This is a genomic window from Buchnera aphidicola (Pemphigus obesinymphae), assembly GCF_026122815.1.
GTDB classification, from domain to species: domain Bacteria; phylum Pseudomonadota; class Gammaproteobacteria; order Enterobacterales; family Enterobacteriaceae; genus Buchnera_C; species Buchnera_C aphidicola_BJ.
The window spans coordinates 17,414-33,066 of record NZ_JAIWQW010000005.1 but is presented as its reverse complement, the minus strand read 5'-3'; the positions used below and the strand labels follow the sequence as shown (position 1 = coordinate 33,066).

Here is a 15,653-nt window from a genome sequence, read left to right as displayed (position 1 = left end):
TTCTATTTTTTATAATTTTTAGGCGTATCCCGGAATTGAACCGAGTTTTACGGATTTGCAATCCGCTGCATCACCAATCTGCCAATACGCCTAAATATTAGTAATATTTTAAAAATATATATATATAATTTCAGATTTATTATATCTAAACGTAATAGTATTTACAATACTATTTAAATGGTATTTATAAAAATATTTTATTGATTTTTTATTTTACTTTAGTAAAATATTATTACTATATTTAATAATATGATATACTTATAAATTAGAACTATTTAAAAAAAAGCATTTTGGAGGAGTGGCCGAGTGGTTTAAGGCAGCGGTCTTGAAAACCGCCGATGAGAAATTATCCGAGAGTTCGAATCTCTCCTCCTCCTCCAAAAAAATATTTTAAAATAATAAATAAATTATTAAAGATAATTTTTAGTACTATTAAACAATAAAATTATATTAATCAGCTTTATTTACTTAACAAATAAAAATTTAATCAATCTAAAATAAAATTAAAAAATAAATATTACATAAATAAATTTTTTAACTTGATCAAGTTAAAAAAATATAAAATAATTAATACTTGATAAATTCAAAAATTGTAATAAGTATATAAATGATATGATATTTGTAAAAATACAAAAATTTAAATTTTGTTTTATATTTTAAGAAAACATTACTAAAAAAAATGTTAATTTTTTTATAAAAATAAGTAAATAATTTTCAATTAATAAAAATTTTATATATAATATAAAAATATTTTTACATAGAATTTTTTATCTGAAATTGAATATATTTTCTTTTAAAGAATGTATTTTTAAAACATAAAAAATAAAAACACATATTTTTAAAATATTTAATTAAAAATTTAAATAAAATCAATTTAAAAATTACAACGATTTTAAATTAATATATATTTAACATATTTTTTATATATAAAAATTTTTTACAAATATATATAATGTTATATTATAAATATTTTTATTATTTAAATAAATAATAAACTTTGTAAAACAATTATAACATTTTATAATAATATGTAGTATATTACACTACACTTGATATAGATATAATAAAAAATTTAAGATATATTTTTATTAGTAATTTTTTAAAATAACCAAATCTATTATTTTAAAACATATCTATTCTTTTATATTTATTCGGTTTCGATAAAAAATATATCTTAAATTAAAATGTTATCATTTATACATATATTTGTAAAAACATATATAAAAATGTACAAAATTAGAATAACAACGTATTATTTAAATTTATAAAAATTATTTTTAAAAATTGAAATACGATATTATCTTTAATAATAATGTCTATGTTATAAAAATAAACATTCTATTTTTTTAAATTATTTAATTTCATAAAATACTTTTCAATTTTAATTTTTAAATTATATAATATTACGATAAAAATCAGGAATGTAATATGTTTGATAAAATCAACAATTTATTTGAAACTAGTAAAAATTTTTTAAATTTAGCAACATATCAACAAAAAATAATATCATCTAATATAGCAAATTTTGATACTCCCAATTATCATCCATTAAACATAAATTTTAAAAAAGAAATGAATACTATTATAGATAATAAAACAGGAAAACAAAAACAAATATCTTTATTAAAAACATCTATAAAACATTTTTCTTCACACAAAAAAAATAAACTTGCATTTAATATCTTCTCTAAAAATTCTGAAAAGTTTAACTTTAAAAAAAATAACTTAGATATGAATCAAGAACGTATAAAATTTATAAAAAGTGCCTTACAGTATCAATCTCAAATTAGTTTTTTAACATCTGAAATAAAAAATATTACGAATACCATACTCGGACAATAAATGATGTCATTACTAAATATATTTAATATCGCGGGTTCTGCGATGACTGCACAAGCAATAAAAATGAATGTTCATGCTAAAAATCTAGCTAATATAGATAGCATAATTAATAAAAATGGTAAATTTTATCCATATATTGCTAAACAAGTTATTCTAAAAGAAAAAAATCGTTTTGAAGATAATATTGGAGAAGTTGAAATCGATAAAATTATAGAAGATCCTAGTCCTTGTAAATTAATATACAGTCCTAATAATCCAATGGCTGACAAAAAAGGGTATATACGTACATCTAATGTGAATATCATTACAGAAATGGTTAATAGTATATCTACTGCTCGTAATTATCAAGCTAATGTAGAAATTATAAATACAGTAAAATCTATGATTATGAAAACACTTAATATTGGTCAATAAAATAGGAAAAAAAATGAATGCTCCAATAAAATTTTATGAAAAACCAAAAATTCCTATGGTTAATATCGATACCGACGAAAATTTATCAATGGAAAAGAATCGTATTAACCTAAAAAATGATTTTTTAAATATATTCTTAGCACAAATAAAAAATCAAGATCCAACTAATCCTTTAAAAAACAATGATTTAACATCCCAATTAGCTCAAATAAACATAAATAACGGTATTGAGAAAATTAATCATAAATTATCTAATATTACCGAAGATATTAATAATCAAAAATTATTTAGAGCTTCAAAGTTAATCGGACATGGTATTTTATTTCCTCATTCTACAATTAAATATGATAATAAAGAAGATGCTATTTTTGGTGTATATTTTCCCAAAGACATCTCTTCTGCAGAAATAGTAATTAGTGGCAGAGAAGGGAAAATTTTATTTTTTAAAAAATTAAGAAATCTGAAATCTGGTGTACATGATTTTACCTGGAATGGAATTAAAAGTAACGGCATAAAAGTAAACAACGAAACGTATCATCTTGCTATCTATGCTAGAAATAAAAATGAAAATGTATCCTGCGAACCATTGAGCTATGGAATAGTACACGGTATTATTAATCTTAAAAATAAAAAACAAATGATTGATTTAGGAAAATTAGGAATAATAGAAATGGACAATATTCGTAAAATTTTTTAACCAATAATACAAAACACCGAATTAAGGAAAATAAAATGGGACTCTTACAAGCTATTAGCGGACTAAATGCAGCTAATACTGCCATGGATATCATAAGTGACAATATTTCTAATGCTTCTACTATTGGATTTAAATCTAAAAGTATTGTATTTGCTGATTTAACCAGCAGAAAAAATCAAACTAATAAAACAGAAGGCATGGGTGTTAATATTTTAAAAAAAAAATCTAATATTGATACTGGAGAAATTTTTTTTACTAACAGAAATTTAGATTTAAACATAAATAAAAATGGTTTTTTTCGTTTATTGGCAGAAAACGATTCAATTTATTATACTAGAAATGGTCATTTTCATATCGATAAAAAAAACCATATTGTCAATTCAGCTGGTATGAGTCTTACAGGACATTCAATAGATAATTATTACCTAAAATTTGGTAATAATTATTCTAACTTAATTCCTATTGATTTATCTAATTACACTAAAATAAATAGTAAACCTACCACTATCTTAAAACTTTTTTTTAGATTAAATCCTCATGATAACATAAAGATAAAAAAAGAATTTAATACACAAATATCTACTACCTATAACCACAAGTTAAAAACAAGAATTATAGATTCTTTTGGAAAAAAAAGATTTATAAACTTTTATTTTGTAAAAACTGCGAATAAAATATGGGATATACACCCGTTTGAAAAAAATAAAAATAAAAAAATAATACCATTTAAAATAGAATTTGACGATAATGGAAATATCATTTCCGATAAAACATTTAAAATGGACATTAACTCAAATGAAAATGGAAAAGAAGAAAAAATTTTAATAAACTTAGAAACAATATTGCAAAATAAATCAACAGACAAAAAAAATTATTTTTCTCATAATGGATATAAAAAAGGAACCATTCAAAATTACGTTATAGAAAATAATGGGATTATTTATGGTATTTACTCTAATCAAAAAAAAATTCCGTTAAGTAAAATCGTATTATCTAATTTCACTAATGCTGAAAATTTAAAATCAGAAGGTAACGGAATTTTCTCTAAAAATGAAATGTCAGGTATAGAAACAACAGGTACACCAAACAGTCTCGGATTTGGAAAGGTGATATGCGGTGGATTAGAAAAATCTAATGTAGATTTAAACAAAGAATTTATAAATATGATAATAGCCCAAAGAAATTATCAATCAAACGCTCAAGTCATTAAAGTAGAAGAGAAAATGTTTAATATCTTAATGAATTTATTATAAATAAATAACAGGATAACGATATGGATCCAACTATCTATACTAGTATGTTAACTGCTAATAAAATTTTAGACAAACAAGCAATAATAGCTAATAATTTAGCCAATGCATCTACTCTTGGTTTCAAAGAACAATTAACTTTCCAAACATCGTCTTTAACCAATAATTCAGAATCATTTAAAGATAAACAAATTCTATCAGAAAATAATTACCCATATTCTAATTTTTCCTCTGGACCTATAAATTTTACAAAAAGAGATTTAGATCTATGCATTAAAGGCAACGGATGGTTTGTAATAAAAGATGAAAATGCTAAAAATAAAGAAGGATATACTAGAAATGGACATTTTAAAATTAATACCAATGGACAATTAATGATTAATAATCATCTAGTTATAGGTAAATTAGGAATTATTTCATTAAAAAAAAATAAAAAAATTTCCATATCCTCATCTGGTACAATTAATTATATCGATTTTAAAAAAGAAAAAACAAAACAAAATATCATTGGAAAATTAAAATTGGTTAATCCTAATCCAAAATATTTAGAAAGAGGGAATGGAGGTGTGTTTTATCTAAATGAAAAAGGATTAAAAAAATGGGGAAATCACATACCTGACAATAAAAATGTCCAATTAAACAAAGGAATGTTAGAAGACAGCAATGTGAATCTAAATGAAAATTTAATTAATATGATTTCAAATGAAAGACATTTTTCTATAGAAATGAAAATAATCTCTACTGCTGATGAAAACATACAACGTGCAAATCAATTACTAAATATTAATAATTAACTAAAATAAGGATGTAATAAATTATGATTCCTTCTTTATGGATAGCAAAAACTGGACTAGATTCTCAACAAACTAACATGAACGTTATTTCTAATAATTTAGCTAATGTCAGTACAAATGGATTTAAAAAGTCAAGAGCTATATTTGAAGATCTGATTTATCAAAATATACGACAACCAGGTTCTGACTCATCAGGAGATACAATTTTACCTTCAGGTTTACAACTAGGAACAGGAGTCAGGCCGGTATCCACAGAACGTGTCCATAGTCAAGGTAACCTTTCTAAAACCGATTCATCAAAAGATATTGCAATCAATGGTCAAGGTTTTTTTCAAGTTCAACTACCAGATGGTAATTTAGCTTATACTAGAGACGGTTCTTTTCAAATTAACCAAAATGGTCAATTGATAACTAATAGTGGATTTCCTATCTTACCTAATATAAATTTACCAACAAATACCATTGATTTAACTGTTGGTCGGGATGGTATTGTAGCTGCTAAAGTACAAAATCAAGCTCAACCCGCTCAAATTGGACAATTAAATATAGTTAATTTTATAAATAGTTCTGGACTAGAAAGTATTGGAGAAAATTTATATCAAGAAACTCCATCTTCGGGTGCTCCTATTGATACTGTACCAGGTTTTAACGGTACAGGTTTATTGTACCAAGGTTATGTAGAAACATCTAATGTTAACGTAGCAGAAGAACTAGTAAATATGATTCAAACACAAAGAGCTTATGAAATTAACAGCAAAGCAATCAATGCTTCTGATCAAATGTTGCAAAAATTATCTCAACTATAATATGTATAAGTTTTTAATAGAAAGTTATTCTGTAAACTAATTTACAATCATTGTAAGGTATTTTTAGTGTTAAATTCATTTTTAAAATTTAAATTTTTTCTGGTAATTTCATTATTATTAACATTAAATGGTTGTAGTTCATCGTATTTTACTCATAAAAAAGAAAAAAAAATGATGAATAATCAATTATCTAGTCAAAAATCAATTACAGAAAATAATTCATTACTGAAAGAAACTGCACCCACAAATAATACATATCATCCTTTATTTGAAGATTATAAACCTCGAAATATAGGGGATACAATTACTGTTATATTACAAGAAAATTTAATTACCAGTAATAAAATGTATTCTAACATTAGTCGAAATGGAAGCAGTAGTATTGCCATAGGAATACCAAGTCTTGCAGATAGTTTTACATCTAATCGTGGTAATAAATCAGGATTAGATACGTTAGCAAAAAATAATTTTTCTGGAAAAGGGAGTTCATCAGCTCAAAATTCTTTTTTAGGAGTGATCACAGTTACTATTAATGAAATATTACCTAACGGTAATTTTAATATTTTTGGAGAAAAAAAAATATCAATTAATCAAGGGCAAGAATGTATTCGTTTTTCTGGAATTGTCAATCCTCGTATAATTTCAAAAAATAACACAATTGTATCTACTCAAGTTGCTAATGCAAATATAGAATATTTTAGTAATAATTATGCAGGAACATCAAATAAAATAGGTTGGTTACAACGGTTTTTATTTAAAATTTCACCGATGTAAAAAATAGTTAATGTTTTGATTAAAATAATCATATCAGATTAACATATACTCAATAATTTTAGAGCTTACTTTAAACAATATTAAATATTATTTTTTAGTAAGTCTCTAAAAATTATTGATTTTAAAATTTTTTTTTATAATTATTATCTTTTATAATCGTATTATATGTATAAGAGTATATTTATGTTATATTCACTACTTTTAAGATTTATTCTTTTATTTTTTTTAGGAATGAGTTCCACAATATATGCTGATAGAATTAGAGATCTTACGAGTATTCAAGGAACACACGAAAACCAATTAATTGGTTATGGTTTAGTAGTTGGATTAGATGGAACAGGAGATCAAATTATACATGTTCCTTTAACATTACAAACTTTAAATAACATGTTATCTCAATTCGGAATTGATATTCAATCAAACAAACGGGTCCAAATTAAAAATATAGCAGCTGTGGTAGTTACAGCTGAATTGCCTAATTTCAGTCATCAAGGACAAAAAATAGATGTTGTAGTATCTTCTATAGGTGATGCTAAAAGTTTAAAAGGCGGCACATTACTAATGACTCCATTAAAAGGAATAGATAACAAAATTTACGCTATTGCTCAAGGAAATGTCTTAATAGGTAGCCATACTAATCAATCTTTTACATATCATCGTCAAAATTACATTAATCAATTAAACGGTGGAAGAATTAGCAATGGAGCAATTATTGAAAAAGAAATAAAAACACAATTTGGTCAAAATAAAACATTTAATTTACAACTGAATCAAGAAGATTTTACCATAGCTCAATACATTAGCGATGCGATTAATAGGCACTACCCGAATTCATCTATAGTATTAGATGCTAGAACTATACAACTAAATACACCAGATAATAATAGTACGAAAATACGTATGATTTCCAATATTCAAAATATCAATATTGATCTACCAGAAAAAGATGCAAAAGTAATTTTTAATGCTCGTACCGGATCTATTGTTATTAATAAGGAAGTAAGATTAGATATATGTGCTATAACCAATGAAAATATATCGGTAATCATTAATAAAAAAAATAAAACCAATAAATCTCATGTATTTGTCATAAATACACAAATAAGATCTACATCAAAAAAAAATAACAAAATAAAATCCGTGACCACTAATATACAATCTGATATTAATAGTGTTAATCTTCATAATATTGTTCATGCCTTAAATCTTTTAGGAACTACACCTGTGGAACTAATGTCAATATTACAAGCTATGAAAAATGCGGGATGTCTTCACGCTCAATTAGAAATCATATAAAAACGGAACAAATAAAATGGAAAATAAATTTAATTTTTTCATTAATCCTATACAAAAGATAGAAAATACAAATATATCTATTATAAAATCGAAAAAAAATGTTGAAGAAAACACGTTAAATATAGCTAAACAAGTTGAAGGATTATTTTTAAATATTATTTTAAAAAGTATCAGGAACAGCGAAATAAAAAATGATTTATTAAATAATGAAACTGAAAGTATGTATGCAGACATATATGATCAAGTTATATCACAACAAATAAGTAAAAAAGGTTTTGGTTTAGCAAAAATGCTAATAGAACAAATTTCAAAAAAAAATAAATAATATGTTAATTATCATTAATAAATTTTTATCAACATATTAAATATGTATTAAAAAAAATATTATTTTACTATTTTTTATAAAATATATTTATATGTATAAAGCATCCCATAGTATTTTAAAAAATTAATAAAGAAAGATGGGATGCAACAAAAAAATATTAACAATAATTTAATAAATAAAAAATTAAACACGTGTAATGGGAGCGCTTGCAACACTACTCGCAGCATGTCCACCTGCAGCATGTGTTATGTCAGACTGATTTTTATATGATGTTAAATTATTAACTAGATTTTTTTTTCTATTTTGAATGGATACTGGAATCTTTGTAATTGGAGCACTAGATATACATTTTTTATTTTTATTTTTTTCTAATTTATTAAAATTTTTAGAAATTAAATTAGAAACACATAAACTTTTTTTATTATCTTTAAACTTTAATTGAATTTTATTTTCTGTTTTTCCATAAGATAACATATTTAATAATGGTTTTTTCGAATATAATGTAATATTTGTATTTTCTTTCTTGAACTTTTTTTTTATTATTTTGTTATCTTTTCTACCATAATTTTTATAAAAAATTGATTTTATTTTATTCTGATAAATAGATATCATATGATTTCTTGATATATCGTTATTTTTATTTACAGGAAATATATTGAATAAAGACTTTTTACATATTTTATTTTTATCATTTATTTTTTTAACAAATATATCTTTTTTACAACTAATCCATACTTTTCCTAAAGCTATTTCTAATGAATATACACCTGATATAATAAACATAGGACTTTTAAAATAATTCGATTTATTTTTAAAAACAGTATAATTATCAGAAAACATTCTTAATTTTGAACATTTAGATTTCTCGAAAAAAATATCATTTTTTTTATCTATTTTTTTATAAGGTATTTTATATGGTATAGTATTAAAAGTATTTAACATTACATATCCTTGTTTTAAAGAAATTTTGTTTCTTATTTCAGAAAAATACAATTTAATAATCTTTTCATACAAAAAATCATTAATATGATACGTTGTATGTAAATACTGCATATTTAAATAAATATTATTCAGACTTATTTTTTTAAAAAAATTTTTTAACATATTTTTTGATAAAAGAACTTTTTTTTCTGAAAAATTTGATATTATTTTAAATAGTTTCTGATTATCTTTTACTTTTATACCGTGACGTTTTCTTTTTAACGTTACATTTGACTTATCTAATTTAAATTTATTTCTCAACATTTTTTTATCAAAATATTCGTAATATTTAGTTTTTTCTACATTAACCAAATGATCATTTTTAGAAACATATTTAGGTTCATAAGGAAAACTGGTATTACATTGACTTGATTTAATACTTTCAGTTTCGTCATTTGCTTCTTTACCATATATGTGACATTCATCTTGAATTTGATTAACGTTGTTCAAATCTTTATCTTTCTTACTTATTAAATCAATTTTTTTATTTCTTTTTTTTAACAAATTTAAATTAAAACTAAAAAAAGGTGATTTTAACCAAAAAATTATTTTTTCTAATAAATTTAATCTAGATAAAGATGGAGAAATTGATTTATTTTTTACAAATGTATGAGATTCAATCTTTTTTTTATTATCTATTGTTTTTTTTAATAAAAAAGTGTTATAAATAGATAATGTAGAGAAAATAGAGTTTTTATTTTTTTTCTTATCTACAACTTCTTCAACAGTCCGAATAATACCATTTTTATGAAATTTTGGAAGTCGATAACTGGTAGTTTCTATTTCTTCGCCTTTTCTGATACGTAAAACAGAATAATGAGGTGTTTTTATCTCGTCATGCGGAATAATAATTGTTTTTCCACCGCTTTGACGCTTTTCAATTGCATTAACAGCTTCTCTTTTTTCATTTAATAAATAACATGCCACTTCTACAGGCACAATAGCATGTACTTCATGAGTGTTTTCTTTCAAAGCTTCTTCTTCTATTACTCTTAAAATAGACAAAGATAAAGATTCGTTATCTCTTATAGTACCTGTTCCACTACATCTAGGGCAAATATGATAATTCGATTCACCTAAAGAAGGACTAATTCGTTGTCGAGACATTTCTAATAAACCAAATTTAGAAATATTTCCAATTTGAATTTTAGCACGATCTTGTCTCACAGATTCGCGTAATTGATTTTCAATTTTACGTTGATTACAAACAGGTGTCATATCTATAAAATCAACAACTATTAAACCTCCTACATCACGTAATCTCAATTGACGAGAAATTTCATCAACAGCTTCAATATTAGTATTTAATGCTGTTTCTTCAATATCAAGACCTTTAGTAGAACGTGCTGAGTTAACATCAATAGCTGTTAAAGCTTCTGTTGAATCTATCATAATAGAACCTCCAGAAGGTAATCTAACTTCTCTTTGAAATGCTGAATTAATTTGCGATTCTATTTGATAATGGCTAAATAATGGAATTTCTCCTGTATATAATTTAATTTTATTACTAAAATCAGGACGACCTAATGAAGTAATATGTTGGTGTGCTAATTCTAATATTTTAGGATTATCTATAAGAATTTCTCCAATATCTGGTCTAAGATAATCTCGAAAAGCACGTACAATGACATTACTTTCTTGATGAATTAAAAAAGGAGCTGAATTTTTTTTTGCAGATTCTTGAATTGTTTTCCAATGTTGTAATCTGAAATTTAAATCCCATTTAAGTGCTGATAAAGATTTACCTAAACCAGCTGTTCTGATAATTAAACCCATATTTTCAGGTAAATTTAGCAAAGATAATGTCAACTTTAATTCAGATCGCTCATTACCTACTATTCTTCTAGAAATACCTCCAGCTCGAGGATTATTAGGTAATAAAACCAAATAACTACCAGCTAAACTAATAAACGTAGTTAATGCAGCACCTTTACTTCCTCTTTCTTCTTTATCAATTTGTACAATAATCTCTTGTCCTTCTTTTACAATGTCTTTTATATTAGGTTTAGTGAAACATGTATCATACTTTAAAAAATAGTCTTTGGAAATTTCTTTTAAAGGAAGAAATCCATGTTTTTCAGAACCGTAATCAACAAAAGCAGCTTCTAAACTAGGTTCTATACGAGATATTTTCCCTTTATAAATATTAGATTTTTTTTGTTCATATCCAGATGTTTCTATATCTAAATCATACAAACGTTGTCCATCTACAAGTGCCACTCTTAATTCTTCTTGTTGGGTTGCATTAATTAACATTCTTTTCATTAGAACATCTCTCGTATTTTCGATAAGTGTTAAAATGGTAGAAAATATAGAAATTAAATAACAAAAAATAAATTTATGATTAATATCATAAATGGTTATATATAAATAATATGTTTAAAGAATTAATTAATTTTAAATTTTTATTACTTTCAATAATTACATATTTTAATTTACATAATAATTTTATTATATAAAATATTTATTTGCATATCGTGATCATAGATTCTATTTATAAGTTGCAAAAACTTATCATGTTATATTTTTTCTTAATATATGAATGCTAATTTTCATATAAAATACAAGTAAATATATATAATTGACATAAAATATATCAATTAATTATATATTTACTTGTATTTTATCACATATGTTTTAAATATTTTTAAAATATAAAAATTATTATTCGATTATCTATTAATTCATTAACTCTTACGGAAAATAAAAAGATTAAACGTTTTATATATAAAACAAATACTAAAAAATATTTTCATTGATTTAACAAAACTGTCCTGTAAAAATACCATGGGTCATAAATTATATGTTATACACAACAAAATATTTTTTAAAAATAATTTAATAAAACATAAAATAAATATATGAAAAAAAAAATATTAAACATACAAACTGTATCTGTTACAGAAGCAATAGAAAAACAACGTATTGATAATTTTTTAATAAAAAAGTTAAAAACTATACCTAAAAGTATGATTTATAGAATTATCAGAACTGGAAAGGTTAAAATAAATAAAAAAAAAATAAAACCAAAATATAAATTAGCAATAGGAGATCAAATTACAATACCTTCAATTGATATAACTGAAAAAATAATAAAAAAAAATACGATTACAAATATTATTCTACATAAAAAACAAATAGAAAATATATTTAAAAACATTTTATATGAAGATAAATATTTGTTAATTATTAACAAACCATCTGGAATAGCAGTACATGGTGGAAGTGGAATAAATTTTGGAATAATAGAAATTCTTCGAAAATTGAAACCCGAAAATTATTTTCTTGAATTAGTTCATCGCTTAGATCGTGATACGTCTGGAATTCTAATATTAGCTAAAAAACGTTCAACATTACGCAATTTGCACCAACAATTAAGAGAAAAAAAAATAAAAAAAATATATATTACTTTAGTACACGGACAATGGCCTAAAAATAAAAAAAGTGTTACCGTCCCCTTATTAAAAACAAAATTGTTCAATCAAAAAAATGTTGTTAAAATTAGCGAAAAAGGGAAAAAATCAGAAACTCAATTTTTTATTAAACAACAATATATCAATCACACTCTTTTATTAGCTACTCCGATTACAGGAAGAACTCACCAGATACGAGTACATACAGCCCATACGGGATATCCTATAGTTTTCGATTCACGTTATGGGAAAAAGAATTTAGATCTTAAATTAAAGAACAAAAATTTAAAAAATAGATTACTGTTGCATTCTCATAAAGTTAGTTTCATACATCCATATTACAAACATAACATAACTATATTAGCACCGTTAGAAAAACAATTTAAAAAATATTTAAATTTACTGTTATGAAAAATAAAACAAAAAAATATTTTAAATAATGTTTAATTAAAATTAATTAATTATATCGTAACATTTATTGAGTATATAAATTAAACATAATATATAAATACATGCATTATTTTTAATATAAAATATTACTTTTTATTCCAATTTAGTTTATGATAAAAAAATCAAATTTTTATTTTTTTAATGTCGTTATGCATTGACATAAAAAAGGAACAACATTATATGGCAGTACAAAAAAATAAACCTACTCGTGCAAAAAGAGGTATGCGTAGATCTCATGATAAATTAAAAACACCAAATTTATCAATTGATCGTTTATCTGGAGAAATTCATATTAGACATCACATTACAAAAAAAGGATATTACAAAGGAAATAAAATTTTTTAAAAAATAAGAAATTATTAATTATAAAAATAATAAATATAGTTTTCTTATAATAACATAAAAAAGTTAACTATATTTAAAAATTAAATTTAAGGTAGTGGAAATGCGTATGTTTTCCATAATTTTCCCTGGGCAAGGTATAAAAATAAAAGGAATCTTAACTTCGTCATTATGTCAACATCCTATTATCAAAAAAACATTTGAAGAATCATCCTGTGCCCTCGGTTATGATTTATTTGAATTAATTAAAAATGATCCTAAAAAAAAATTAAATCAAAGTGAATTTTTACAACCAGCAATTTTAAGTATATCTGTTGCTATTTATCGTTTGTGGCGATATAAAAAAGGACCTATACCATTTATTATGGCAGGCAATAGTTTAGGAGAATATTCAGCTTTAGTATGCTCTAACGTGATTACATTACATGATGCAATAAAATTAGTTGAATTTCGTGGTAAATTAATGCAAAGATCAGTAAATAACATACCAGTTGCTATGTCAGCAATTATTGGTTTAAATAAAGAAAAAATAATTGATATTTGTAAAATTCATGGTAAAAATGAAATAGTAGAACCATCAAATTTTAATTCATTAAATCACATAGTTATATCAGGCCATAAAGAAGCAGTAGAAAAAGCTAGCATTGCTTGTAAAAAATATGGTGCTAAATATATATTACCACTATCTGTTAACATTGCTTCTCATTGTCAATTAATGCAACCCGCTAAAAAAAAACTGATGCATATTTTAAATAATATTAAATTTAATAAACCAACATGTCCTATTATTAACAATATCGATGTAAAATGTGAATCTTCTAAAAAAAAAATTTGTATTGCTTTGTTAAAACAATTAACAAAACCAGTAAGATGGCATGAAAGCATAGAGTATATGGTTAAAAAAGGCGTTTCATTAATTTTAGAAGCAGGTCCTAATTCTACTTTAACAAACATAAATAAAAGAAATTTTTTTTTAGAAGCAATATCATTACACAACAAAACAAATTTTTTAAAAGCTCTAAAATTAACAAAATAAAAATATGATAATAAAAAAAAAATTGCAATAGTAACAGGAGCATCTCGTGGAATTGGCTTAGATATTGCAAAAAAACTAGCAAAAAAAGGAATTCTTGTAATTGGTACTGCCACAACCCCATTAGGTGTTCAAAAAATTAATAATTATTTAAAAAATTATGAAGGACAAGGTCTCATATTAAATTTACATGATTCTATCAACATAAAAGAAAAAATAAATAAAATTTATAAAAATTTTAATAATATTGATATATTAGTCAATAATGCCGGTATAAAATGTGATAAATTATTAATTAATATGACTACAAAAAATTGGATTGACGTATTAAATGTTAACTTAACAGGAATATTTCATCTATCAAAATTAATTGTACCTTCAATGATAAAAAATCGCCAAGGTCGTATTATTACTATTGGCTCTATCGTTGGACATATTGGAAATTACGGACAAACAAATTACGCAGCAACTAAATCTGGACTAATTGGATTTCATAAATCTCTAGCATTAGAGCTGGCATCTTATGGAATAACAGTAAATATCATTGCTCCAGGACTAATTAAAACAGATATGACAGATGCTCTTAACTATAAAAAATATAAAAAATATATAGAAAGAATACCTATGAAACGTTTTGGAGAAGTTAATGATATATCTGAAGCAGTGCTTTTTTTAGTATCTAATAAAGCATCTTATATAACAGGTCAAACATTACATATCAATGGTGGTATGTATATGTGTTAATTATTTACATACATGTATAAACTTTTTTTTTATATAAAAAATGGAACTAAAAATTATGAACACCATAGATACTCGTATCAAAAAAATTATTTCTGAACAATTAAGTATAAAAGAAACAGATATTCTTAGTCATCACTCATTTTTAAAAGATCTCGGAGCCGATTCACTTGATTCAATAGAATTAATTATGAAATTAGAAGAAGAATTTAACATTGAAATATCAGATAAAGATGCTGAAAAATTTAGTACAGTAAAGAATACAATTGATTATATTAAAAATACTTTAAAAAAATAAAAACATTCTAAATTAAATGTCGATATTTTTATAAAAATATTACTGATATTTAATTAAAATTAAATAATTATTCAAATTGATTTATTTTTATATATTTTTTATATATAAAACTCTTATATTATTAGTAAAATAAAATCAAATTAATTTATTTTATTTGAATTAATTTTTTAAATTAAAATTTAAAAGTACTGCGTATT

General features: G+C 23.2%; 15 protein-coding genes and 2 tRNA genes. 15 read left to right on the top strand and 2 right to left on the bottom strand.

Annotated elements, in window-relative coordinates:
• Positions 1-20: 20 nt before the first annotated feature.
• A tRNA-Cys gene (locus tag LDP10_RS01490) sits at positions 21-91 on the bottom strand.
• 201 nt (positions 92-292) lie between these two features.
• On the opposite strand from LDP10_RS01490, the gene LDP10_RS01485 reads away from it, so the two are divergent.
• The 10 genes from LDP10_RS01485 to LDP10_RS01440 all read left to right on the top strand — a co-directional run bounded on the left by LDP10_RS01485 (position 293) and on the right by LDP10_RS01440 (position 8,198).
• Positions 293-380: transfer RNA gene (locus LDP10_RS01485), tRNA-Ser, on the top strand.
• Between the two features lie 1,048 nt (positions 381-1,428).
• Positions 1,429-1,842, top strand: coding sequence for a flagellar basal body rod protein FlgB (gene flgB, locus LDP10_RS01480; RefSeq protein ID WP_265196973.1), 414 nt, complete (start codon positions 1,429-1,431; stop codon positions 1,840-1,842).
• Positions 1,843-1,845: 3 nt separating this feature from the next.
• Positions 1,846-2,256 carry a flagellar basal body rod protein FlgC gene (gene flgC / locus LDP10_RS01475; RefSeq protein WP_265196984.1) on the top strand — a complete coding sequence of 137 codons (411 nt, stop codon included), beginning with the start codon at positions 1,846-1,848 and terminating at the stop codon, positions 2,254-2,256.
• Positions 2,257-2,269: 13 nt separating this feature from the next.
• Positions 2,270-2,953 (top strand): flagellar hook assembly protein FlgD, encoded by a 684-nt coding sequence (locus tag LDP10_RS01470; protein WP_265196972.1) that lies wholly within the window; start codon positions 2,270-2,272, stop codon positions 2,951-2,953.
• Between the two features lie 35 nt (positions 2,954-2,988).
• Positions 2,989-4,206, top strand: coding sequence for a flagellar hook protein FlgE (locus LDP10_RS01465; RefSeq protein ID WP_265196971.1), 1,218 nt, complete (start codon positions 2,989-2,991; stop codon positions 4,204-4,206).
• A gap of 20 nt (positions 4,207-4,226) precedes the next feature.
• On the top strand, positions 4,227-4,997 hold the full coding sequence (locus LDP10_RS01460; protein WP_265196970.1) for a flagellar basal body rod protein FlgF: 771 nt from the start codon (positions 4,227-4,229) through the stop codon (positions 4,995-4,997).
• A 23-nt stretch (positions 4,998-5,020) separates the two neighbouring features.
• Positions 5,021-5,803, top strand: a complete 783-nt coding sequence (gene flgG, locus LDP10_RS01455; protein WP_265196969.1) for a flagellar basal-body rod protein FlgG — start codon at positions 5,021-5,023, stop codon at positions 5,801-5,803.
• A 66-nt stretch (positions 5,804-5,869) separates the two neighbouring features.
• Positions 5,870-6,577 (top strand): flagellar basal body L-ring protein FlgH, encoded by a 708-nt coding sequence (locus LDP10_RS01450; RefSeq protein ID WP_265196968.1) that lies wholly within the window; start codon positions 5,870-5,872, stop codon positions 6,575-6,577.
• Between the two features lie 210 nt (positions 6,578-6,787).
• Positions 6,788-7,873, top strand: coding sequence for a flagellar basal body P-ring protein FlgI (locus LDP10_RS01445; protein WP_321160489.1), 1,086 nt, complete (start codon positions 6,788-6,790; stop codon positions 7,871-7,873).
• 16 nt (positions 7,874-7,889) lie between these two features.
• Positions 7,890-8,198 carry a rod-binding protein gene (locus LDP10_RS01440; RefSeq protein ID WP_265196966.1) on the top strand — a complete coding sequence of 103 codons (309 nt, stop codon included), beginning with the start codon at positions 7,890-7,892 and terminating at the stop codon, positions 8,196-8,198.
• Positions 8,199-8,381: 183 nt separating this feature from the next.
• On the opposite strand, the gene rne is transcribed toward LDP10_RS01440, so the two are convergent.
• Positions 8,382-11,444, bottom strand: a complete 3,063-nt coding sequence (rne, locus tag LDP10_RS01435) for a ribonuclease E (RefSeq protein WP_265196965.1) — start codon at positions 11,442-11,444, stop codon at positions 8,382-8,384.
• Positions 11,445-12,040: 596 nt separating this feature from the next.
• On the opposite strand from rne, the gene rluC reads away from it, so the two are divergent.
• From rluC to acpP, 5 genes are all read left to right on the top strand, one after another.
• On the top strand, positions 12,041-13,003 hold the full coding sequence (gene rluC / locus LDP10_RS01430; RefSeq protein ID WP_265196964.1) for a 23S rRNA pseudouridine(955/2504/2580) synthase RluC: 963 nt from the start codon (positions 12,041-12,043) through the stop codon (positions 13,001-13,003).
• A 219-nt stretch (positions 13,004-13,222) separates the two neighbouring features.
• A complete protein-coding gene (rpmF, locus tag LDP10_RS01425; protein ID WP_265196963.1) occupies positions 13,223-13,387 on the top strand; it encodes a 50S ribosomal protein L32 in 165 nt (54 codons plus the stop codon).
• 106 nt (positions 13,388-13,493) lie between these two features.
• A complete protein-coding gene (gene fabD / locus LDP10_RS01420) occupies positions 13,494-14,420 on the top strand; it encodes an ACP S-malonyltransferase (RefSeq protein WP_265196962.1) in 927 nt (308 codons plus the stop codon).
• Between the two features lie 21 nt (positions 14,421-14,441).
• Positions 14,442-15,161: a 3-oxoacyl-[acyl-carrier-protein] reductase gene (gene fabG / locus LDP10_RS01415; RefSeq protein WP_265196983.1), complete on the top strand. Its 720-nt coding sequence runs from the start codon at positions 14,442-14,444 to the stop codon at positions 15,159-15,161.
• Positions 15,162-15,216: 55 nt separating this feature from the next.
• On the top strand, positions 15,217-15,456 hold the full coding sequence (gene acpP, locus LDP10_RS01410) for an acyl carrier protein (protein WP_265196961.1): 240 nt from the start codon (positions 15,217-15,219) through the stop codon (positions 15,454-15,456).
• Positions 15,457-15,653 lie beyond the last annotated feature (197 nt).

What these genes read in the sequence shown, in the direction of transcription:
- flgB (WP_265196973.1), top strand. Translation starts at nt 1,429, where the DNA reads ATGTTTGATAAAATCAACAATTTATTTGAAACTAGTAAAAATTTTTTA.
- flgC (WP_265196984.1), top strand. Translation starts at nt 1,846, where the DNA reads ATGTCATTACTAAATATATTTAATATCGCGGGTTCTGCGATGACTGCA.
- LDP10_RS01470 (WP_265196972.1), top strand. Translation starts at nt 2,270, where the DNA reads ATGAATGCTCCAATAAAATTTTATGAAAAACCAAAAATTCCTATGGTT.
- LDP10_RS01465 (WP_265196971.1), top strand. Translation starts at nt 2,989, where the DNA reads ATGGGACTCTTACAAGCTATTAGCGGACTAAATGCAGCTAATACTGCC.
- LDP10_RS01460 (WP_265196970.1), top strand. Translation starts at nt 4,227, where the DNA reads ATGGATCCAACTATCTATACTAGTATGTTAACTGCTAATAAAATTTTA.
- flgG (WP_265196969.1), top strand. Translation starts at nt 5,021, where the DNA reads ATGATTCCTTCTTTATGGATAGCAAAAACTGGACTAGATTCTCAACAA.
- LDP10_RS01440 (WP_265196966.1), top strand. Translation starts at nt 7,890, where the DNA reads ATGGAAAATAAATTTAATTTTTTCATTAATCCTATACAAAAGATAGAA.
- rne (WP_265196965.1), bottom strand. Translation starts at nt 11,444, where the DNA reads ATGAAAAGAATGTTAATTAATGCAACCCAACAAGAAGAATTAAGAGTG.
- rluC (WP_265196964.1), top strand. Translation starts at nt 12,041, where the DNA reads ATGAAAAAAAAAATATTAAACATACAAACTGTATCTGTTACAGAAGCA.
- rpmF (WP_265196963.1), top strand. Translation starts at nt 13,223, where the DNA reads ATGGCAGTACAAAAAAATAAACCTACTCGTGCAAAAAGAGGTATGCGT.
- fabD (WP_265196962.1), top strand. Translation starts at nt 13,494, where the DNA reads ATGTTTTCCATAATTTTCCCTGGGCAAGGTATAAAAATAAAAGGAATC.
- acpP (WP_265196961.1), top strand. Translation starts at nt 15,217, where the DNA reads ATGAACACCATAGATACTCGTATCAAAAAAATTATTTCTGAACAATTA.